Raw genomic sequence first — 18,631 nt, 5'->3', positions numbered from 1 at the left:
GCGCGATCGGGCCCGCGGGGGTCGCGGTCCATGGAGGTACACGATGAGCTGGTTCACCGAGGCGCGCTTCGGCCTCTTCGTCCATTGGGGGATCTACGCCGCGGCGGCGCGGCACGAGTGGGTGAAGTCGTACGAGCGGCTCAGCGACGAGCACTACCGCCGCTACTTCGACCACTTCGACCCCGACCTCTACGACCCGGGCGTGTGGGCGGACGAGGCGGTGAACGCGGGGATGAAGTACCTCGTGGTGACCAGCAAGCACCACGACGGGTTCTGCCTGTGGGATTCGGAGCTGACGGACTACAAGGCGCGGCGGGACCTGCTCGCGCCGATGCTCGACGCCTTCAGGGAGCGGGGCCTGCGTACCGGCCTGTACTACTCGCTGCTCGACTGGCATCACCCCGAGTTCCCCAACGATCTGTACCACCCGCAGCGGGACGAGGACCTGGGCGACCGCGACGTCCGGATATATGCGGACTATATGCATGGGCAGGTCCGCGAGCTCCTCACCCGGTACGGCCGCATCGACACCATGTGGTTTGACTTCTCCTACGCCGGGCGCGGCTTCGGCGCCAAGGGCCCGGACGAGTGGCGCTCGGCCGACCTGGAGCGGCTGGTCCGCGAGCTGCAGCCCGGCATCCTTGTCAACAACCGGCTCGGACTCGGCGGAGGCGACTTCACCACGCCCGAGCAGGTCATGCCGCCCGGCGGGCTGGCCGGGCACAAGCCGTGGGAGGCGTGCCAGACGCTCAACGGCAGCTGGGGCTACCACCGCGACAACCTGGACTGGAAGCCGGTCGACCTGCTGCTGAAGATGCTCGTCGACACCGTGTCCAAGGGCGGCAACATGCTGCTCAACGTGGGCCCCGACGCGCGCGGCCAGTTCGAGCCGCGGGCGGTCGAACGGCTGCGCGGGATCGGGAAGTGGATGCGCCTGCACGCCCGGTCGATTCACGGCGCCGGGGCTTCGGAGTTCGAGCCGCCGCCGGACTGCCGCTACACCCAGCGCGGCGACCGGCTCTACCTCCATCTGCTGTCCTGGCCGATGAAGCACGTCCACCTGCCCAAGCTGGGCGGGCGGGTGGCGTACGCCCAGTTCCTGCACGACGCCTCCGAGGTGCCGATCGTCGAGGTCGACCCGAAGGAGCCGTTCCACCACTATCTGCGCGGCCTGCCGGAGGACACCCTCACGCTGCAGCTCCCGATCACCCGTCCCGACGTCACGATCCCTGTCGTGGAGCTGTTCCTGAAGAGCTGAGGCCCTCAGCGGCGGACGCTCGAGGCGCGGACCATCAGCTCGGGCTGGAAGAGGACCTGGCGGTGGCGGTGGCGCTCACCTTCGTCGATCTCTTCCAGCAGCAGTTCGGCGGCCGTCCGGCCGAGCTCCTTGCGCGGCTGGCGGATCGACGACAGCGGCACCGCGGCCGCCTCCGCGAAGTCGATGTCGTCGTAGCCGATGAGCGCCACGTCGTCGGGAACGCGCAGTCCTGCGACGGTCAGCCCGTGCATGATGCCCAGGGCGAGCAGGTCGTTGGCGCAGAACAGCGCGGTCGGCCGCTGCTCGGCGGGCAGCGCGGCCAGGCTCCCGGCGGCGTGGCGGCCCGAGGCGAAGCTCAGCGACGGCACGTCGACGCGGACGAGCGAGGGCACCTCGTCGGCGTCCGGCGAGGCGCCGCCCGGCGCCGCCGAGTGGCCGGCCACTCCCCCGGCCGCCTTCACGGTCTCCGACGCGCCCTTGTACCGCTCGGCGACCTGGCTGATGGTGTGCGGGCCGCCCACGAAGGCCAGCCGGCGGTGTCCCTGCGAGAGCAGGTGCTCGGCGGCCAGCCCTCCTCCGAGGACGTCGTCCACGGCGGCCGAGCACCGGTTGCGCACGGTGGCCCGGTGGTCGAGCAGCACGACCGGCGTCCCCCGGTCGATGAGCTGCTCGAGCCGCTGGGTCTCCCCCTCGACGGGCGTGATGAGGATGCCCTGGACGCGCTGCTCCTCCAGGTGATCGAGGTAGCGGCGCTCGCGCGGCCCGTCCTGGTCGCTGTTGCAGAGGCTGATGATCATGCCGTTGGCGTCCGCTGTGGCCTCCACCCCCTTCACGACGTCGGTGAAGAACGGGTTGGTGACGTCGAGGACCACCAGCCCGATCGTCCGCGTACGGCCGGAGCGCAGCGCCCGGGCGGACTCGTTGCGGACGAAACCGAGCTGGTTCATGGCGTTGAGCACCCGCTCACGGGTCGCCGGCGAGACCGCGTCAGGACGGTTCAGCACGTTGCTGACCGTCCCCACCGACACGCTGGCCAGCTGGGCGACCTCCTTGATGCTCGCTATCGCCATGTCCCCCCTCACAGCACGATCTTGACGGAAGGGTACTACAGGGTGGCGTCCGCGACTTGAAACGTAACAATCGCCCCAACTGTCACAGCGGGCCCCTCACCTGGAAATTTACCCATAGCCCTTGACCTTACCTACGCCGCAATTCTAGCTTTCCTCGCTAAACTGGATGAAACGTTTTAGACGCCTGCACGCCGCCTCCATAGAGGGGTGACAGCGGCCGGTTTACGACAGCACAGCCCTCGAAATGATCAACCCGTGTTACAAAGGGGGCCGCGTTCCGAAGACGAGGTGTGCTGCGTGATTGACGACGTGCTCCGTGCGATGGCCGAGAAGATCTCGGCGGGTGCGCCCTCCGGGTGGCGGCGGGCGGAGTTGCGCGGGTTCGCGACGGGGCGCGGCGGGTCGGGGCATCGCGGCCTCGCGTTCGAGCCCGAGGGCACGGGTGGTGACGACATCGACGTGCACCCGGAGCTGGCCGCCCTGCACGACCTCGCCGGGGCGCCGAGCGGCCGGCTGCTCACCGTCGAGCTGGTCGTCGAGGCCAGGGGCCGGTACGAGGCGGTGATCAGCGAGTCGCTGGAGCGCGACGACGGGGACGGCTTCCTGTACGTGCTCGACCCGAACTCCCTGCCGGCCGAGCCGGGGACGTTCCAGCAGGGTCCGGCGAACGCCGCCCCCGCCGGAGACCCACGGGAGGCGGTCGCCCTGCTCGGGGCATATTTACGCGAACGCGACCGGATCCTGGGCAGGGACACGTACGCGCCGCCGCCCGCGCTTCACGGGGCCCGCCGCGCCCGGCTGGAGACCCGGCTGCCGGGCCCGCTCCCTGACGACCTGCGCGCCCTCTACTCGCACGTGGACGGCGACGGCGGCGAGGGCCTGCTGGACCGGCACCCGTGGTTCGGCCTCGAACTGCTGGAGAACCAGAGCCGGCGGGAGAACCGGTGGTGGTCGGCGGGCCGCACCTGGCGCGACCACTTGGAGCGCCCGATCATCACCAGCGCGGGCCCGCCGCTGGCGGTGCGCCGGATGTCGGACCACCCGCGCTGGATCCCGTTCGCCACCAGCACCGGCGGCGACTTCCTGGCCGTGGACCTGGCACCGGGACCGGGCGGGCGGCCCGGCCAGGTCATCCGCATGGGCCTGCACCACGACGGCGGCCCCGGCTACGTCGCCGATTCGGTGACCGGCCTGCTGCGGCGGCACGTCGACGCCCTGCGGGCGGGCGCCTACGAGGTCGAGCGGGGCGGGCTCTGGATCAACCTCGGCGAGCCGGGCTGGGACGCGTACGGGGAGTCGCGCTCGCTGACGGCCTCAGGCGCCGGCGCCGCGTCCATGCGGGGCATGCATCACGGGATCGAGCGCCTGTCGGTGGTCAACGCGCCCTGGGCCGATTTCGGGCCCGTACGAGGAGCGCCGGCGCTGTGGGAGGTGCGGGTGGAGAACTGCCCGGGAGCCGACCTGGCACCGCTCCAGGACACACCGGTGGAGCTGCTCGACCTGGCCATGGACACGATCGACCTGGCGCCGCTGGCCGGCCATGCCACGCTGCGGATGCTGGCGCTGAGCACCGCGCGGCCCGTGGACCTGGCACCGCTGTTGTCGTGCCCGCGGCTGTACGGGCTGGATCTGTCCCGGGCGGCGGTCCGCGACATCGGCGTGCTCGCCGATCTGAAGGGCCTGCTCTACCTGCGGCTGCGCCGCGGGCAGTGGGAGGAGCTGTGGAAGCGGGCCGGTCACCCGGCGGGGCTGGCGGCGGCAGGTCTGGCCGCCGAGCCGCGCCGGGAGAAGGCCTGGTGGTGGTCGGTCGACAGGGCCTACCACGCCCGCGAGCCGTCGCCGCGGACGGCGGCGGGCTGGGCGATCGCCCTGGCCGGGGAGTCCGCCGACGTACTGGTGCGCACGGGCCGGTACGCCCGGCGGCGCTGAGCTCAGCCCCTCGTCGAGATCAGGTCGAGGGCGCGCTGGTGCTGCTCCGGGGAGGGCGCCCGGGTCCAGGTGACGCCGGGCTGGTTCTCGGCGAGCATGCGTGCCAGGACGGCGGACATGACGTCCGCGGGCTCGGCGTACGCCATGTGCGGGCGCATGTTCCGGTATCCCAACAGCACCCGGCCGTAGTCGTACATGAGCGTGTTGGTGAAGCGGCTGCGCTCGGCGTCGGCGCGTTCGAGCCCTTCGACGAACTCGGGCTCCGGCTCCTCGATGACCGCCTTGTAGATGTCGAGGCGGTTGCGGATCTCGCCGGGCGAGGCGTGGCTGTGCGCCTCGTCGTACATCCTCGACACGTGCTGCGGCGTCTGCGTGAGCACGGTGAGCATGCCGTAGCCGCCGTCCTCGTCACCGTAGCCGCCGACGCCGCCGTCCACGCCCTGCGCGTGCGTGGCGGTCATCATCGCGCTCGTGAAGTCGTACTTGTCCAGGCCGTCGACCGGCTCCGCCATCCAGTCGTCGTCGAGGTGCAGCACTCCCCCGGTCTCGGACTGCGCGGCGCGGTCGAGGAGGTGGCGTACGGCGCCCGCCGGGTCCGTGATCGCCTGCGGCCCCAGCGCGGCGAACTGCTCGGCCAGCAGGAACAGCGAGACCATCATCGACGGGTGGTAGACGCGCAGCGCCCCCGCCTCCCGGTGCGGGTACACCGTGCTCTCGTTGTCGTACGCCTCCAGCCCGGCCATGAAGGCCTGCTCCTGCTCGTCGGTGAGGATGAGCTCCCAGGCCCACTTGCGCTCCACATGGAACTTGTAGAAGTCCTCGCCCCTGAGCGGGTCCCGGAACTTCCACCACAGGGCGACGCCGACGACGAGGGCGGCGATGACGCCTAACGTTATCCACATACGAGATCGTCTCTCTTTCCGGTCCGGAGATCGGCCATAAAGAGCGGATCGTAGCGGTGAAGATCAACGCCTTTCCGGAGAACGCGAGAAAACGATCACACGTGGCCACCTGGCGACGTGAGGGGCGGGACGTCGTCGGCGAGCAACGCTTCGATGGCCTCTTCCACGCTGGGATGGATGTTCAGGGCGTCCCACACCTTGGTGATCCGCAGCACGCGAGCCGGCATGGTGTGCACGGCGGCCAGGTGCAGTCCCCGCGGGCGCGTGGCGGCGTCGAGGCGCAACAGGGCATGGAGACCGCTGCTGTCCATGAAGGTCAATCCGCTCAGATCGAGCAGGATGGGCTGTCCGGGCCGGCGCATCCGCGTGGCGTACGACTCGAACAGGTCGGCGTTGCTGCAGTCGACTTCTCCGGCCACAGTGATCAGCACACCCTTGATCAACTGCCGGCAGTCCAGTTTCAGCGGGGTCATGGCGGGGCTCAGTGCGCCGGTAGCGCCTGCACAACGGTGACGGGCATGACGTCCTCGTAGTAGGTAGGTCAGCTTGGGCTTGCGACGGCGAATGGTCCGCGCCACAACTGTAATCCCGAAGGCAGTTACCGGAAAGACTTTTCGCCATAGAATCTTCAGGTAAACAGTTTTCGCCCGCTCCATGGGAATCGGCACCCTGGGGGCGGAGGAGGCGAAGTGAGCCGTGAGCACATTGGATGACCATCACTCCAGCTGGACGTTCCTCACCCATCACGCCCGCGTGCTGGTGGAGATAGCCCGAGACCCCCAGGTCCGGCTACGCGACATCGCCACCAGCATCGGCATCACCGAACGCACCGCGCAGACCATCGTGCGGGACCTCTACGAGGCCGGCTACCTGACCCGCACCCGCATCGGGCGGCGCAACCACTACAGCCTCAACCTCGAGCAGCACTTCCGCTATCCCACGGAGGCCGGCCTGCCCATCAGCCTGCTCATCGACATGTTCACGCAGCACGACATGGCCTCCGCTCGGACCCCCGGCGACCTACCGGCGTCCTGACCGCCGTGTTCGGCGCAGTTCGCCTCCGCGTGCCTCGCCTTCTCGGTCATGAAGGCGCAGGACCCGCTCGGGCTCATCGGCCTCGCCGGCCGGCTGCTCCGGGTGGCCTGGATCGTGACGTACGGCGTCCGCCTCGTTCGCCTGAACGCGGCGTGACCGCCCAGCCTTAGGCTGGCCTTCATGGACCACGTCCTGATGACGGAGCGCCTGATCCTGCGTCCGGTGACCGTACACGATCATGCCGTGCTGCTGGCTCACTGGACCGGCGCGGACGTGCGGCGCTTCCTCTTCGACGGGGCGGTCCTGTCTCCGGCGGAGGTCACCGAGGTCATCGAGGACAGCGTGCGGGACTTCGCCACGGGCGGCCACGGTGTCTGGCTGATCCGGTCCAAGGACGGCGGCGACCTGATCGGCGTGGCCGGGCTGCGGCCGCTGGAGGAGCTCGGGCTCGAGGTCTTCTACAGCCTGGAACCCGCCGCGTGGGGCAAGGGCTATGCCACCGAGGCCGCCGGCGCGGTGGTGGAGTACGCCCTCGGCCCTCTTGGATTGCCCGAGGTGCTGGCGGAGGTCGACGAGGGCAACGCCGCGTCGGTCGCGGTCGTCGAGCGGCTCGGCATGACCCCGTTCGCGATGGTGCCCGGCCTGCTCGGCCCGATGACCCGTTACCGGAGGACCCCCTGACGGGGGTCATTCGCGAGTCGCGACAGGCTCCCGGATCGCCTGGGCGAGCTGCTCGCCGTGCGTGAGTTGAGGATGGTGACCGGCCCCGCTGATCGTGGTGACCCTCACCCGTGTGCCGAGCGTGTCCAGCAGCGCCCGGCCCTCGCCGGTCAGCGGGTCCCCGGCTCCCACGATCACGTGTACGCGGCCCTGGTAGCGCGCGAGCTTGGCTCGGAGGTCGGCGCGCCGTCGCACGCGGCCGGCGGCGGACAGCAGCTGCGCCGCGTGGGCGGCGACGCGGCCCCGGCGCAGGTCCTCGGCGCTGGACGCGAGCCGTTCCGCGTGGGCCGGGTCCCCGGTGAGCAGCCGCGACAGGGCAGCGGGACGCGCGCGGCCGAGGTACAGGCGGGTCAGCGGGGCCACCCGCGTGGCGAACCCGGCGCGGGCCTGGAGGAAGAAGGGCGACACCAGGGTGAGCTGCTCGACCCGGTCCGGGTGCGTCAGGCCGGCCTCGACGGCTGCGGCGGCGCCGATGGAGTGACCGACCACGTGCACCCGGCCGGTCTCCTCGACCAGAGCGCTCAGCCAGGCGGACATGTCCCGCGGACGCCCCGCGCTCATCCCGAGGCCTGGGAGGTCCACCACGCGGGCATGGCCGAGCGCTACGGCGACCGGAGACCAGGTGTCGGCGTTGACGGGCAGGCCGGGCAGCACCAGGGTCGGCGCGCCCGGTTCGCCGATTCCGAACGTGCGCACGCCCGCGTGGCGGGTGAACCGCCGTTCCTGCCGCCGGGCGGGCACGGCCCCGAACCGGTGGGCGGCCAGGTGGTCGGCCCATCGCAGGATCGACTCGGTGGTGCCGGGGAGAGCGAGTCCGTGACGCTCGGCGAACGCGCGGGCCGGCCCCGTGGGATAGCGGTCGGACGACAGGAAGGTCAGGGTTTCCGGGTCCGCCTTGGTCAGCGCGGGCGGCAGGCGCCGTACCAGTGACACGGGGACCCTCAGCCGCGGGACCTTGACCTGGTAGTGGTGTCCCACGAGCGAGAGGAGGTCCGGCAGCGGCGGGGTGCCGTCGTCGAGGATCCAGAACGCGGCCCGCGCGGCCTCCGGATCCTCCGGATCCTCCGGAAGCAGCGTCATGAAGCGCGCCAGGTAGTCCACGGCAACCACGGGGACGAACGTCTCGGCGCTCCCCGGCAGAGCCGCGAGCGAACCTCGCCAGAGGTCCCTCAGGTTCGAGGCGAGCCCGATCTGCTGGCCGGACTCGCCGCTCGTGCTGTCCCCGATCACGCTGGAGGGGTTGACGATGGACCATGGCACGCCCAGCCGGTCGGCGGTGGCCTGGAAGACCGCGTCGGACTCCACCTTGGACGCCTCGTAGGGGCCGAGGCGCTGGTAGGTGCGGCGTACGAGGTCATCGCTCCACGGCACCGACGCGGGATCCTGGCCCCCCACCCGATAGCCCGAGACGTGCACGAGCCGCCGCAGGCGGGGCAGCCGGGCGGCGAACGCCACGATCGCCCGCACGCTGTCGACGTTGGCGTGACGGGCCTCCGGGACGGTCATCCCGAACCGGTAGGAGCCCGCGCAGTTGTAGATCTCGGTGACGTCCTCCCAGGCCGCCGCGTCGCCCTCGATCAACGCCGGCGCGCCGAAGTCGACACGAACGCCGGCCGGGGCCTCCCGGCACCCGCGCTCGGCGAGCCAGGCGTCCAGCCCGGCGTGGGACCCGCTGTCGCGTGTCGCCGCGGTGACACGGACACCGGCCTGGTCCAGCGCGAGGATCAGATGCCGGCCGACGAACCCGGTGGCTCCGAACACGAGCGCGTGCCTGCTCATGAGGTTTCCTTCGCGGTGGCGGCGGGCGGCTGGTCGAGAAGGTCGCCGAGCACCTGGGCGGCGTTGCGCAGCGCCTCCACGTCGCGCCGGGCACGGGACACGATCATCGCGCCCTCCACCGAGCTGACGACGGTCGTGGCCATGGCACGCGCCGCCGGACGCGCGTGACCGCGGCCGACGAGGTGCTCGGTCATCGGCCCGATCCATGATTCGAAGGCGAGCGCGCAGGCCGTGCGGAGGCGTTCGCTGTGCGCGCCCATCTCCAAGGTCACCACGGACACCGGGCAGCCGAGCTGGTAGTCGCTGCCGGTAAGGATTCCGATCAGGACGTCGACGACCCGCCGGAGAATGTCCCCCGGGCTCTCCGCCTCGGCGGCCATTTCGGTGACGAGCGCGCGGAACTGGTCGCCCGCCAGCTCGACGGCCTTCTCGCCCAGCGCCTCCTTGCCCTCGGGGAAGTGGAAGTAGAGCGACCCCTTCGGGGCCTGGGCATGCTCCGTCACCGTGTTGAGCCCGGTGCCGCTGTAGCCGCGCGCCTGGATCAGCTCGAGCATCGACTCCACCAGCCGCCCGCTCGTCCGCGCTCCCTTGTCTGTGACCATGAGGAGAAAATAGACCGGTCTACCTATTTTGTGCAACCGCGACCACCGGCATGGGCGGCCACGGCGGGCAGCGACCGGCCCAGGCGTTCCCTACCTGCGCGAATGGGGTCGTCGGCGGGCTCGACGATCATCGACGGGGGGCCCGTCACGAAGATTCTGGTCACAAACATTTCCCGAAATAACCGGTCTATCGTATTGCCATTGAACGGAATTGTTGGAACATATGGTCATAGTCATCGAGTGAAGTCCAAAGATCGCCTATCGCAAGCAGGTGGCGGCGAGGGGAAAGGGGCAACGCTCATGCACCAACGTGCTGTCCGAAACCTGGCCAAGCTGGACACGACGCAGGCCAGAATCACGCGGATTTTCGACGCGGCCGCGGGCGGGAAGAACAACTTCCTGGTGGACAAGGACATGGTGCGCCATTTCGATCAAGTAACTCCCGCACTCACCACCGCCGCCCGCGCCGTGCTCCAATTCCTCTCCCGTGCGGTACGCCACCTGGCCGCCGCCGAGGGTGTGGACCAATTCCTGATCGTGGGAAGCGGAATCCCCAGCGGCCTTCCGGCCGGACACAGATTGCACGACATAGCGCGCCGCGCCTCCGCCGGCCCCGGCCCGCGCGTCGTGTACGTGGAGAGCAACCCGATGGTGCTGACCATGGCGCAGGCCACCATCGAGCCCTTCAACGATCTGGTCCGCGTGGTGGACGGCGACGTACGCGAGATCGACGAGATGCTCCGGGATCACGTGGTCCAGACGTTCCTCGACTGGGACAGGCCCCTGGCGGTGCTCCTGGTGTCGACCCACTGCCTCGACGACGACGAGTGCGCTCATGACGCCGTCAAACGGCTCCGGCACGCGGCTCCGAGTGGCAGCTTCCTCGGCCTGCTGCACACCACGTTCGACGGCATCCCGCCGGAGTTGCTGCCCGCCATCCGGAGCATGCTCGCCATGACGCTGCCCCGCCTCGCCATCCGCACACGAGACGAGGTCAAGGCCCTGCTCGACGGCCTCGACCTGATCGAACCCGGACTGGTGTGGGTCCCGCAGTGGCGCCCCGCCGAGCGCGACCTCTCCTGCCCCACCGAGCGCGATCTCGCCTGCCGCGACGAGCCCCGCTCCTCGGGCAACTACTGCGCCGTGGCCCGCATTCCCTGAGGCGCCCCCGGCAGATTCAATCCCTTAAATATGCAAATTAGCGATCAAACACTAATAAATCCACTTTCCTGACCCTTTGTCCCGGCGTCGCTAGAATTAAGGCGCGCAACCAAGGGGGAAGTCTCATGGGAAATGTCGTGGACTTCAAATCGGCCGAGTCTCTGGACAGAGGGGCTCAACACCTGACCGAGGCCGAACTGGACCGGCTCAGAGAACTGCTGACCGCGACCACGGGCGATGGCGAGCACTAGGCAGCAGCGGGATCCATCCTGTGAGGTGGAGCGGGCGGTGCCGCTGCACGAGGCTGGGCGTCGCGTGGCTGCGGCACTGGCCGCACTGGGCCTGCGGGCGGAGCTGATGGACGCGGGCCGGGGTCGCGATCCGACCGCCTGGTGGTGCGAGCTGGCCGGCGGCGCGGGGGACGCCTCGCCGGTCGCGTGCGGTATGGGGAAGGGGCGTCCGGAGGAAGCCCGTGTGGGCGCGCTGTTCGAGGCCGTCGAGCACTACCTCACCGGTCCGGCCGGGTTCGAACCCGCCGCCGTGGCGACGGCCGTGCCCGCCGGGATCGCCGCGGGGCCACTGCGCGAGGAAGCCTGCGCGCTGCTGCTGGCCCGGATGCCCGGGCGGCGCATGGCCTGCCTGCGCTATCGCGCCCTCGGCGGGCGGCGGGAGGCGCTGGTGCCGCTGTTCCTGTCCGCCCCCTGGTACGTGGAGTCCGACGCCCTACGCCTGCGCGAGCTGGCCGGAGACGACTGCGACTACACCCACCTCATGCGCTACAGCTGTAACAGCGGCTCGGCCGCCGGCGTCACCGCCGCCGAGGCGCTGCTGCACGCGCTCAACGAGGCGATCGAGCGGGACGCCCTGTCACTGCTCCTGGCGCGGGCCTTCCTCGGCGCGGGCGGTTTCCGGCCAAGGATGATCGACCCGGAGACGCTCCCGTACGGCCTCGCGCGGGCGTACGCGACGGCCGGAGAGCTGACCGGATCGCCGGTGCACCTGATGGACGTCACCAGTGACATCGGGGTGCCGAGCATGCTGGCGTACACGGCCCCCACCCCCCGCCATCCGCACCGGCGCGGCGCCGGGACCTCGCTGAGCCCGGCCTACGCCGCGTGGCGCGCCCTCACCGAACTCGTCCAGATCACCCTCGGCGAACGCCTTCCCCACCGGGGAGTTCCGGCGCGCGGCGACCTGGCCGGGCTGGCGGCGCACCCCACGCTGCACGCGTGCGGGCGGTTCGATCTCACCGGCCCCCTGCGCGAGGCGCACGTGGTCCCCTTCCCACGGACAGCCGAGCCGGTCGGAGCTCCCGGCGGCCAGTTGCGGAAGGTGGCCACGATGCTGGCCGCGCGGGGGCACACGGCCTACCACCGTACGGTGTACGCCCTCCCTGGCGGGGTCACCGCCGTACATGTGATCGTGCCGGGCCTGGAGCGGTTCATGCTGGTCACCGACGGCAACCTCGTCCTGCCCGGCCGGAGGGGTCAGGACGCCGCGACCGGCCGGGCAGGCGCCTGCCCCTCGCTTCGGAGCGTTTCCTGATCGATGCCGCCCGACTGGAGGTTCCGCATGTCCGCACGATCCTGGCAGCAGACTCGGAAAGCGAAGATGTCAGTGGTGGTAGGCCTTCTGCTGCTGGCCCTGGCCACCGCGATTCTCATCGCGGCCCCGCAAGTGCAGGGGGCCCCGGGAGTATCGATCGGAATCGCCCAGGTCGTGGCGACGGCGCTCAGCGTGATGGCGCTGGGCAATGGCCTGGTCCAGTTCCTGTCCTGGTGGCGTAAGCGCGGGGCACCGGCGTCGGCGCCGACGTCCGCCGACATCGGCACCGCGAAGGACATCCTCTCCGGCCTGGTGACCCAGCAGTGGCGCGACGAGACGGTTCTGCGTTCGTTGTGCGATCCCGAGCCCATGCCGCTGCCCTGGCGCTCGACCGCGCGCCGCGAGCTCTCCGACCATCCCGAGATCATCGCCAAGGGCACGGTGGCCTTCCCCGGCCTGGACGTGCACATCCAGGACATGGCGCGCAACTTCCGCGCCCTGCGCAGCCGCCGGCTGGTCATCCTGGGGGCTCCGGGCACCGGGAAGACCACCCTGGCCGTGCAGCTGGTGCTCGAGCTGCTGCGTACGCGCTCGCCGGAGGAGCCCGTCCCGGTGCTGCTGTCGGCCGGGCGCTGGGACGACCGGGTGCATCCGCGACTGCAGGACTGGGTGGCCACGAGCCTGGCGATGGACTATCCCGCCCTGCGCGCGGAGGCCCTCGGCCCGGACATCCCGGAGACGCTCGTGGCCCGCGGCGAGGTGCTGCCGGTCATCGACGGGCTGGACGAGCTGCCCGACCGCGTCCGCGCGGACACGCTCGCCGCGCTGAACCGGTCGATGTGCGAGACCGACCAGCTCATCCTCACCTGCCGCACAGCGCAGTTCGCCGAGTCCATCCAGGAGATCGGCGACGTCCTCACGGCGGCGGCGGTCATCGAGCCACAGCCCATGTCCCCGGTCGCGGCGGCCGACTACCTGCAGGCATGCCTTCCCCCCGTGCCCCACCCCGTCTGGCCGCGCGTCCTGGAGGCGCTGCGCGCGGGCACCGCCCCTGCCCTTTCCCAGGTCACCTCGACGTCTCTGGGGCTCTGGCTGGTCCGTGCGACCTATATCGCGCCGCGGGTGGACCCGACGCCGCTGCTGGAACTCGGGCGCGGCAGCGCGGCCGAGCTGCACGACCATCTGTACGACCGGCTCATCCCCGCCCTGGTGACTGCACGACCGCCCGCCGACGGCCCGGCCCAGCCCTTCCGGCCACAGCACGCGTGGACCCCGGAGCAGGTCGGCAACTGGCTCACGTATCTGTCCCGGCAGCTCACGCGCCGCGCGGAGGACCCGCGCGACATGGCGTGGTGGCATCTGGCCCGCTACGCGCCCAGTCGCCCGGTCCGGGTGTGGGCCGCCATCGCGATCGGGATCGTGGTCGCGCTGGTCTTCACATTGCTGACACACGAGCCCCTCGCAGGGGCGACGATCGGTCTGCTGGCCGCGCTCGCGGTCGTGATCCTGATCGGTTCCTGGTTCACCGAGTCGCCGGGTCACGCCGACTTCCAGCTCCGCGGCAGGCTCCTGGACCTCTTCCGCGTCCTCAGGGACGGACTGATCGTCGGGGCTCTGGGAGCTCTCATCGGCTTCCTCATGGCCAACCCGATGGGAGTCGGCTTGGAGGGTGCGAGGAACATCGCCCTGTTGTCCGGCATCGGGTTCGTCATGGTGCTCAGCCTGATCCGCTGGGTCGAGCGCCCCACCCCGGCCGCGACCGCGAGATCCCCGCGCTCGACCTGGCAGGCCGACAGGAACCTGACCGCCATCCGGATCGTCAGCGGGCTCGTGGTCGGGCTCATGGCCGGGGCGATCGGACTGCAGGCCAGGCTGCCCATGAGCGTGGCGATCGTGGGCGGACTGCTGCTGGGCCTGCTGTTCGGGCTCATGCTGGGCAGTCACCACGCCTGGCTGGCGTACAAGCTGACGGTCCCCCGCCTGGCCACCAAGGGGAGGCTGCCCCTGCGGGCCATGGACTTCCTGGACGACGCCCACCGCCTGGGCCTGCTGCGCACCGAGGGGCCGTACTACCAATTCCGGCACATCGAGCTGCAGCAGCATCTCGCACGTGAGCGGGCCGTCTCACCGGGAGGAGGCGCCTGACCTGCGGTCGCCGGGTCAGGCGCCTCGAAGAGGGGTCAAATGGGCTGCCGGAGCAGTACGGTCAGCGGCCCGGCCAGGCTGGGCGAAGGCTCGTCGGGCACCGCGTAGACCTTCCCCGGACCGTCACCGACGGTGATCCGGTAGGTCATCAGGTCGGCGCCCACCTCGCTGAGCTCTTGGGCCGAGGCGGCCTCGATCGCCGTCAGCGCGTCGTACACCTTGGCGGCCTCCTTCTCAGGGAGGTCGTCGGTGTCGTACGCGGCGACGGTCTGCTCGATGCCGGCGAAGCCGCCGGTTCTTTCGATCTTCACACGCATGTCTGACTCCCCTGCCCGATCAGGCTCACGTGGGGCACGATACGGCGAGGTGCTCGCCGGGCGGTTACTTGAAGGCCTTCTTGAGCGCGGCCAGCTCCGCGGCCAGGATGTCGTCGTCGCCCAGGTCGCCCTTGGTCGTCAGCTTGTTCTTGTCGATGACCTGGAACTCGGGCAGCTGCATGGTGCCGCAGCACATCGACCGGTCCTGCACGGCGCGCAGGCTGGCGGACGATGTGTCGGCGGGCTTCACGCTGGTGATGTCCTTCGCGGTCTTGCCGTCGCCGGTGTAGTCGGCGTTCATGAGGTCCATCTCGCCGGAGAGCATCTCGGTGAACGGCGTGGGCGAGGTGACCACCTCGCGGAAGGCGAACCGGTTGCGGATGAAGGTCCGGTAGATGATGGGATCGCCCTGGGCGGCCGAGATCGCCAGCATCTGGTTGACGACGTCGGTGTAGGTGGCCCCGGTCGCCGGCGCCTTGACGATGGCGTCGAACAGCAGCTTGCACAGGTGGTCCGCGACCTCGATGAGGATCATGGTGGGGCTCTTGATCGTGTCCTGCGTGGTGCGTTCGTGCGCGTAGATGTCGGCGAGCACGTCGTAGATGCCGCCGGTGAACACCTGCGAGATCGCGTGCACCTCGTTGCTGACCTGGCTCAGCTTGAGGTCGTTGTCGGCGTTGCGCAGCCCGAACGGCATGCCGAGCGCCTGCCCGAACTGCTCGGCCAGGGCCGACAGGAAGGATTTGGCGTGCAGGTTGGCCTTGGTGAGCGCGACGAGCGCCTCGGCCAGGTCCGGCATCGACAGCGCCAGGAAGATGGCGGTCAGGTCGCCGAACGACTCGTGCAGGCCACCGGTCTGCGGCGGGTTCTCCGCGCTGAGCCAGCCGGGCTTGATGCCGTCGAGGATCGCGTGCCCGGTCTCGTGGGCCACGATGTCGAGCGAGCGGCAGGTGAAGACCTCCTGCGAGGAGCCGGTCGGGGCGAAGAAGAGGAACTTCAGCGCCTTGGCCGTCCTGCTGTAGAACGCGTTGGCGCCGGCTCCGGCGCGCGGGAAGACGGTGAGCCGGTCGAGGTTGCCGCCGGTGTTCCACGCGAAAGGAAGGGGAACGCCGCCGTTGTGGCGCTGGTACATCGTCATCGTCTCCCGGACGACCGCGTACGTGTGCGCGCAGTCGAACTCCGGCGAGTTGGGGACGAAGATGAAGTCGCCGTTGATGTTGCGTGCCACGGGGGTGGTGCCGGACAGTTCGGTGATGATGCGGGCGTCGGTGGGCCCGTTGAGCACTGGGCTGGGGATGAAGATCGCCCTGACGCCCAGCTCGGCGACGGTGGGATCCTGCTTGTAGACGAGAATCCGGGGTCCGACGATCGGTGGGACCGGAATCGGGATCGGGGCCGGGAGCGGGCTCGGCATGGGCGCCGCTTCCATCGTGAAGGGTGGCTGGAGCAGTTGCTTCGTGGATTCGGCCACGGCCGCTCCCGTGACTTCACGGTATTCAGGGACGACCTTCTCCCCGACTTCCTGAATAATCATCGTATTTTCTCTTCCGACGCTTTTAATGAAGATTGAAGCCTGCCGAAAATCTCGGCCGCGCTTCTCGAAGCTTCCCCAGCGTCGGATAAGCACTCGCACATGGGATCTCAAAGGTTCGGCCAGGCCTCACCAGGGCCCGAGGCCGCACGGTCCGGCGAGATCGGCATCGATATCCGGCGGCCTCTTTTGGCAGCGGCGCGCTATTTCGCCATTCGATATTGTTCGACCCCGCGGCTTCGGCGCGATTCACGCCTGGAGTGAAGGCTGGTCCCCGTCGGCATGTTCCTCCAGCCACGCGACGATGTGCTCCACGTAGCTCTCGACGCGCGTCAGCGGCTTGCCGCCCAGTTCGAGGACCGCGACGAGATGGTCGACGCCGAAGGTCCTTTCCCAGACGCGGGCGCGCCGGTAGGTCTCGCCGCCGACGGCCCGGCGTAGGTTGTCCCAGCCGTGCCATCCCATGAAGGCGGCGTCGATCGCCGGGTCGAACAGGTGGGCCCGGTCCCAGTCGAGGACGCCGGCCAAGGTGCCGTCCTCAGCCCAGTGGACGTTGTTACCGACGAGATCGCCGTGGACGAGGCAGTCCGGGACCGGTTCAAGGGCGAGCGCCTCCTCCAGGCGCCGGCAGCCCTCGTCGCGCCACTTCCCGGGGAAACGGGGGATGACCTCGCCGGCCAGAATGCCGGCCCAGCTGTTGACGCCCTCGTGCTCGCGCGGCGCGGCCAGCAGGGCCCGCATCTCAGACGTCACGGGAAGCTCCCGCAAGGCCCGGAGCAGCTCCGCGATCTTCGCCGGGTCACCCTGGCCCTCGGGCAGTCCGGCGCCGTCGATCCACGACACGGCGACGGCCGCGCGCTCCCCGAACATCGTCACCGGCGTCAGCGGCTCGGGCACCGCGAACGGCAGCCCGGAAGCCCCGATCACCCGCAGCAGTTCGGTACGGCGCGGCAGGGCCTCGGCTCCCGACGGGCGCCGGCTGATCCGCACGGCCGCGACGCCGGGCAGCAGGACGACGTCGTGCATCCCGCCTCGGGCGAGCCGTGCCTCGTCGAGCGGGATGCCGGGCATGAGCGCGTCGGCGATCTCCAGCAGGTCATCAGGTACGCGCTCGCTCATATGTCGGCCACTTCCTACGGCTCGGACGCGGGGGTGCCCCGTGCCATGCGGCCATGGCGCCGGGATTCGGGTTCGATCCTAGACATCGCGCCGGCGCCTGCCGACCGGAGCGGGCGGGGCGGGCGGGGCGGTCATTTATCGCCCATGAGCGTTTCGTTCAGGACTCGGCCGGGCCTGTCCGGTTAGGTTGACCTGCATGAACGCGAACCCGAGCGGCCCGCGCCGCCGTCGGTGACGCCGTCGTACGGATCAGACAATCTCAGGGGGAAGGTTGCGGATCGGGATCGGACTGCCGTCCGGCGTACCAGGGGCGGACGGCAGGTCCATCGGGCCGTGGGCGACGGAGAGCGAGCATCGCGGTTTCCGATTGCTGGGCGCGTTCGATCGGCTGGTGTACGACACCCTGGACCCGCTGGTGGCGCTGGCCGCCGCGGCGGGCCGTACCGAACGCATCGAGCTGGTGACCACCGTGCTCAACGCCGGTTACCGCGGCAACCCCGTCGTCCTGGCCAAGCAGATCAGCTCGCTCGAACGGGTCTCAGGAGGGCGGCTGACCGTGGGGCTCGGCATGGGCGGCTGGGCGGAGGACTACGCGGTCAGCGACGTGCCGATGACCGGACGGGGCGCGGCGCTCGAGGCCGCCCTCGCCACGATGCGCACCGTGTGGCGAGGCGAGATGACCGGACCGGCCGGCCCGATCCCCGCTCTGCCCCCGGGCCGCCCGCAACTCCTGCTCGCCGGGTTCGTGCCCGCCGCCTTCACCCGGGCCGCCACCCTGTCCGACGGCTGGGTCGCACCGGCCTTCGGGCTGCAGATCCTGAAGAAGGGCGTCGACGCCGTACGCCGGGAGTGGGCGAACGCCGGACGCCAGGGACGACCGCGGATCGTCGTGGAGCGCTACTTCTGTCTGGGGCCCGGCGCGCCGGAAACCGCCGACGCGTACGTCGCGCGCTACTACGGCGATCTGTACCCCCAGGTCCGTCACGACGTCGTGACCGACACCGACCGCCTGAGCACGGAGATCGACCGCCTCGCCGAAGTGGGAGCCGACGATCTGGTGCTGCTGCCCTGCTCGAGAGGGTTCGAGCAGATCGGCCTGCTGTCCGATGCCCTGGACGAGGTGGGCCGGAAGCCTTGAGCCCGCCGGTTCAGGCCCCGTTGGCGTCCATCGCACGCATCCTGGCCGCCATCGCCGCCGAGTCGTGGTCCGGCCCGACCCCGTCGACCAGCACCAGATCACCGGGAATGTGGTCCGCACGCAGCCGCAGGATGTCCTGGTAGGCAGGGGAGTCGTACCACTCGCGGGCCTGCTCGATCGACGGGAAACGGATGATCACCAGGGCGCCGGGCCACTCGCCCTCGCGCACCTCCACCGGCGCCCCGTGCACGACGAACAGTCCGCCGAACGGGTCCAGGGTGGCCTGGATGCGCTCCATGTACTCGTACACCTCCTCGTGCGGCTTCGCCTGGGGACGCAGGTGGGCGAGGGCGTAGGCGGTCATGGTTTCTCCTTCGTCA

General features: G+C 70.2%; 18 protein-coding genes. 9 read left to right on the top strand and 9 right to left on the bottom strand.

Annotation, left to right across the window (positions count from 1 at the left end; genetic code table 11):
* Positions 1-43 precede the first annotated feature (43 nt).
* Positions 44-1,258 carry an alpha-L-fucosidase gene (locus ACQPWU_RS16650; RefSeq protein ID WP_433440926.1) on the top strand — a complete coding sequence of 405 codons (1,215 nt, stop codon included), beginning with the start codon at positions 44-46 and terminating at the stop codon, positions 1,256-1,258.
* A 5-nt stretch (positions 1,259-1,263) separates the two neighbouring features.
* Here ACQPWU_RS16650 and ACQPWU_RS16645 read toward each other — a convergent pair whose 3' ends face one another.
* On the bottom strand, positions 1,264-2,328 hold the full coding sequence (locus ACQPWU_RS16645) for a LacI family DNA-binding transcriptional regulator (RefSeq protein ID WP_433440924.1): 1,065 nt from the start codon (positions 2,326-2,328) through the stop codon (positions 1,264-1,266).
* Between the two features lie 297 nt (positions 2,329-2,625).
* On the opposite strand from ACQPWU_RS16645, the gene ACQPWU_RS16640 reads away from it, so the two are divergent.
* Complete coding sequence (locus ACQPWU_RS16640) at positions 2,626-4,257, top strand: SMI1/KNR4 family protein (RefSeq protein WP_433440922.1); 1,632 nt, start codon at positions 2,626-2,628, stop codon at positions 4,255-4,257.
* A 2-nt stretch (positions 4,258-4,259) separates the two neighbouring features.
* Here ACQPWU_RS16640 and ACQPWU_RS16635 read toward each other — a convergent pair whose 3' ends face one another.
* Both ACQPWU_RS16635 and ACQPWU_RS16630 read right to left on the bottom strand, forming a co-directional pair.
* Entirely contained in the window at positions 4,260-5,159 is a 900-nt protein-coding gene (locus tag ACQPWU_RS16635; RefSeq protein WP_433440920.1) for a hypothetical protein, read from the bottom strand.
* Between the two features lie 95 nt (positions 5,160-5,254).
* A complete protein-coding gene (locus tag ACQPWU_RS16630; RefSeq protein WP_433440918.1) occupies positions 5,255-5,815 on the bottom strand; it encodes an STAS domain-containing protein in 561 nt (186 codons plus the stop codon).
* A gap of 40 nt (positions 5,816-5,855) precedes the next feature.
* On the opposite strand from ACQPWU_RS16630, the gene ACQPWU_RS16625 reads away from it, so the two are divergent.
* A complete protein-coding gene (locus tag ACQPWU_RS16625) occupies positions 5,856-6,194 on the top strand; it encodes a helix-turn-helix transcriptional regulator (protein ID WP_433440916.1) in 339 nt (112 codons plus the stop codon).
* Between the two features lie 180 nt (positions 6,195-6,374).
* The gene (locus tag ACQPWU_RS16620; RefSeq protein ID WP_433440914.1) at positions 6,375-6,875 is read left to right on the top strand and encodes a GNAT family N-acetyltransferase; all 501 of its coding nucleotides are present in this window, start codon (positions 6,375-6,377) and stop codon (positions 6,873-6,875) included.
* A gap of 6 nt (positions 6,876-6,881) precedes the next feature.
* Here the strand turns inward: ACQPWU_RS16620 and ACQPWU_RS16615 are convergent, their stop codons facing one another.
* Together ACQPWU_RS16615 and ACQPWU_RS16610 are read right to left on the bottom strand one after the other, a co-directional pair.
* Positions 6,882-8,693, bottom strand: a complete 1,812-nt coding sequence (locus ACQPWU_RS16615; protein WP_433440912.1) for an alpha/beta fold hydrolase — start codon at positions 8,691-8,693, stop codon at positions 6,882-6,884.
* Positions 8,690-9,295, bottom strand: coding sequence for a TetR/AcrR family transcriptional regulator (locus tag ACQPWU_RS16610; RefSeq protein WP_433440910.1), 606 nt, complete (start codon positions 9,293-9,295; stop codon positions 8,690-8,692). Before ACQPWU_RS16610 ends, ACQPWU_RS16615 begins: the two co-directional genes overlap by 4 nt.
* Before the next feature lie 300 nt (positions 9,296-9,595).
* Between ACQPWU_RS16610 and ACQPWU_RS16605 the strand changes: the two genes are divergently transcribed.
* The 4 genes from ACQPWU_RS16605 (at position 9,596) to ACQPWU_RS16590 (ending at position 14,146) form a co-directional block, all read left to right on the top strand.
* Positions 9,596-10,456 carry an SAM-dependent methyltransferase gene (locus ACQPWU_RS16605; RefSeq protein ID WP_433440908.1) on the top strand — a complete coding sequence of 287 codons (861 nt, stop codon included), beginning with the start codon at positions 9,596-9,598 and terminating at the stop codon, positions 10,454-10,456.
* 125 nt (positions 10,457-10,581) lie between these two features.
* The gene (locus ACQPWU_RS16600) at positions 10,582-10,707 is read left to right on the top strand and encodes a hypothetical protein (RefSeq protein ID WP_433440906.1); all 126 of its coding nucleotides are present in this window, start codon (positions 10,582-10,584) and stop codon (positions 10,705-10,707) included.
* A 37-nt stretch (positions 10,708-10,744) separates the two neighbouring features.
* On the top strand, positions 10,745-12,001 hold the full coding sequence (locus ACQPWU_RS16595) for a YcaO-like family protein (RefSeq protein WP_433440904.1): 1,257 nt from the start codon (positions 10,745-10,747) through the stop codon (positions 11,999-12,001).
* A 75-nt stretch (positions 12,002-12,076) separates the two neighbouring features.
* Positions 12,077-14,146 carry an NACHT domain-containing protein gene (locus ACQPWU_RS16590; RefSeq protein WP_433440902.1) on the top strand — a complete coding sequence of 690 codons (2,070 nt, stop codon included), beginning with the start codon at positions 12,077-12,079 and terminating at the stop codon, positions 14,144-14,146.
* A 35-nt stretch (positions 14,147-14,181) separates the two neighbouring features.
* Here the strand turns inward: ACQPWU_RS16590 and ACQPWU_RS16585 are convergent, their stop codons facing one another.
* The 3 genes from ACQPWU_RS16585 to ACQPWU_RS16575 form a co-directional block, all read right to left on the bottom strand.
* Positions 14,182-14,463 carry a protealysin inhibitor emfourin gene (locus ACQPWU_RS16585; protein ID WP_433440900.1) on the bottom strand — a complete coding sequence of 94 codons (282 nt, stop codon included), beginning with the start codon at positions 14,461-14,463 and terminating at the stop codon, positions 14,182-14,184.
* A 64-nt stretch (positions 14,464-14,527) separates the two neighbouring features.
* Complete coding sequence (locus ACQPWU_RS16580; RefSeq protein ID WP_433440898.1) at positions 14,528-15,997, bottom strand: hypothetical protein; 1,470 nt, start codon at positions 15,995-15,997, stop codon at positions 14,528-14,530.
* A 246-nt stretch (positions 15,998-16,243) separates the two neighbouring features.
* On the bottom strand, positions 16,244-17,113 hold the full coding sequence (locus ACQPWU_RS16575) for a phosphotransferase family protein (protein ID WP_433440896.1): 870 nt from the start codon (positions 17,111-17,113) through the stop codon (positions 16,244-16,246).
* Between the two features lie 271 nt (positions 17,114-17,384).
* Here ACQPWU_RS16575 and ACQPWU_RS16570 point away from each other — a divergent pair, with 271 nt between their 5' ends.
* Positions 17,385-18,251: an LLM class flavin-dependent oxidoreductase gene (locus ACQPWU_RS16570; protein WP_433440894.1), complete on the top strand. Its 867-nt coding sequence runs from the start codon at positions 17,385-17,387 to the stop codon at positions 18,249-18,251.
* Between the two features lie 10 nt (positions 18,252-18,261).
* Here the strand turns inward: ACQPWU_RS16570 and ACQPWU_RS16565 are convergent, their stop codons facing one another.
* On the bottom strand, positions 18,262-18,615 hold the full coding sequence (locus ACQPWU_RS16565) for a DUF1330 domain-containing protein (protein WP_433440892.1): 354 nt from the start codon (positions 18,613-18,615) through the stop codon (positions 18,262-18,264).
* Between the last annotated feature and the right edge of the window lie 16 nt (positions 18,616-18,631).

Source organism: Nonomuraea sp. CA-141351, assembly GCF_050944675.1.
In the GTDB taxonomy this organism is placed as follows: domain Bacteria; phylum Actinomycetota; class Actinomycetes; order Streptosporangiales; family Streptosporangiaceae; genus Nonomuraea.
The sequence above is the reverse complement of the archived record's forward strand: the minus strand, read 5'-3'. Positions and strand labels throughout refer to the sequence as shown.

Bases quoted from the DNA above. Each gene is read 5' to 3' on its own strand.
- ACQPWU_RS16650 (WP_433440926.1), top strand. From the start codon at position 44: ATGAGCTGGTTCACCGAGGCGCGCTTCGGCCTCTTCGTCCATTGGGGG.
- ACQPWU_RS16645 (WP_433440924.1), bottom strand. From the start codon at position 2,328: ATGGCGATAGCGAGCATCAAGGAGGTCGCCCAGCTGGCCAGCGTGTCG.
- ACQPWU_RS16635 (WP_433440920.1), bottom strand. From the start codon at position 5,159: ATGTGGATAACGTTAGGCGTCATCGCCGCCCTCGTCGTCGGCGTCGCC.
- ACQPWU_RS16630 (WP_433440918.1), bottom strand. From the start codon at position 5,815: ATGGAGCGGGCGAAAACTGTTTACCTGAAGATTCTATGGCGAAAAGTC.
- ACQPWU_RS16620 (WP_433440914.1), top strand. From the start codon at position 6,375: ATGGACCACGTCCTGATGACGGAGCGCCTGATCCTGCGTCCGGTGACC.
- ACQPWU_RS16615 (WP_433440912.1), bottom strand. From the start codon at position 8,693: ATGAGCAGGCACGCGCTCGTGTTCGGAGCCACCGGGTTCGTCGGCCGG.
- ACQPWU_RS16610 (WP_433440910.1), bottom strand. From the start codon at position 9,295: ATGGTCACAGACAAGGGAGCGCGGACGAGCGGGCGGCTGGTGGAGTCG.
- ACQPWU_RS16605 (WP_433440908.1), top strand. From the start codon at position 9,596: ATGCACCAACGTGCTGTCCGAAACCTGGCCAAGCTGGACACGACGCAG.
- ACQPWU_RS16600 (WP_433440906.1), top strand. From the start codon at position 10,582: ATGGGAAATGTCGTGGACTTCAAATCGGCCGAGTCTCTGGACAGAGGG.
- ACQPWU_RS16585 (WP_433440900.1), bottom strand. From the start codon at position 14,463: ATGCGTGTGAAGATCGAAAGAACCGGCGGCTTCGCCGGCATCGAGCAG.
- ACQPWU_RS16580 (WP_433440898.1), bottom strand. From the start codon at position 15,997: ATGATTATTCAGGAAGTCGGGGAGAAGGTCGTCCCTGAATACCGTGAA.
- ACQPWU_RS16575 (WP_433440896.1), bottom strand. From the start codon at position 17,113: ATGAGCGAGCGCGTACCTGATGACCTGCTGGAGATCGCCGACGCGCTC.
- ACQPWU_RS16565 (WP_433440892.1), bottom strand. From the start codon at position 18,615: ATGACCGCCTACGCCCTCGCCCACCTGCGTCCCCAGGCGAAGCCGCAC.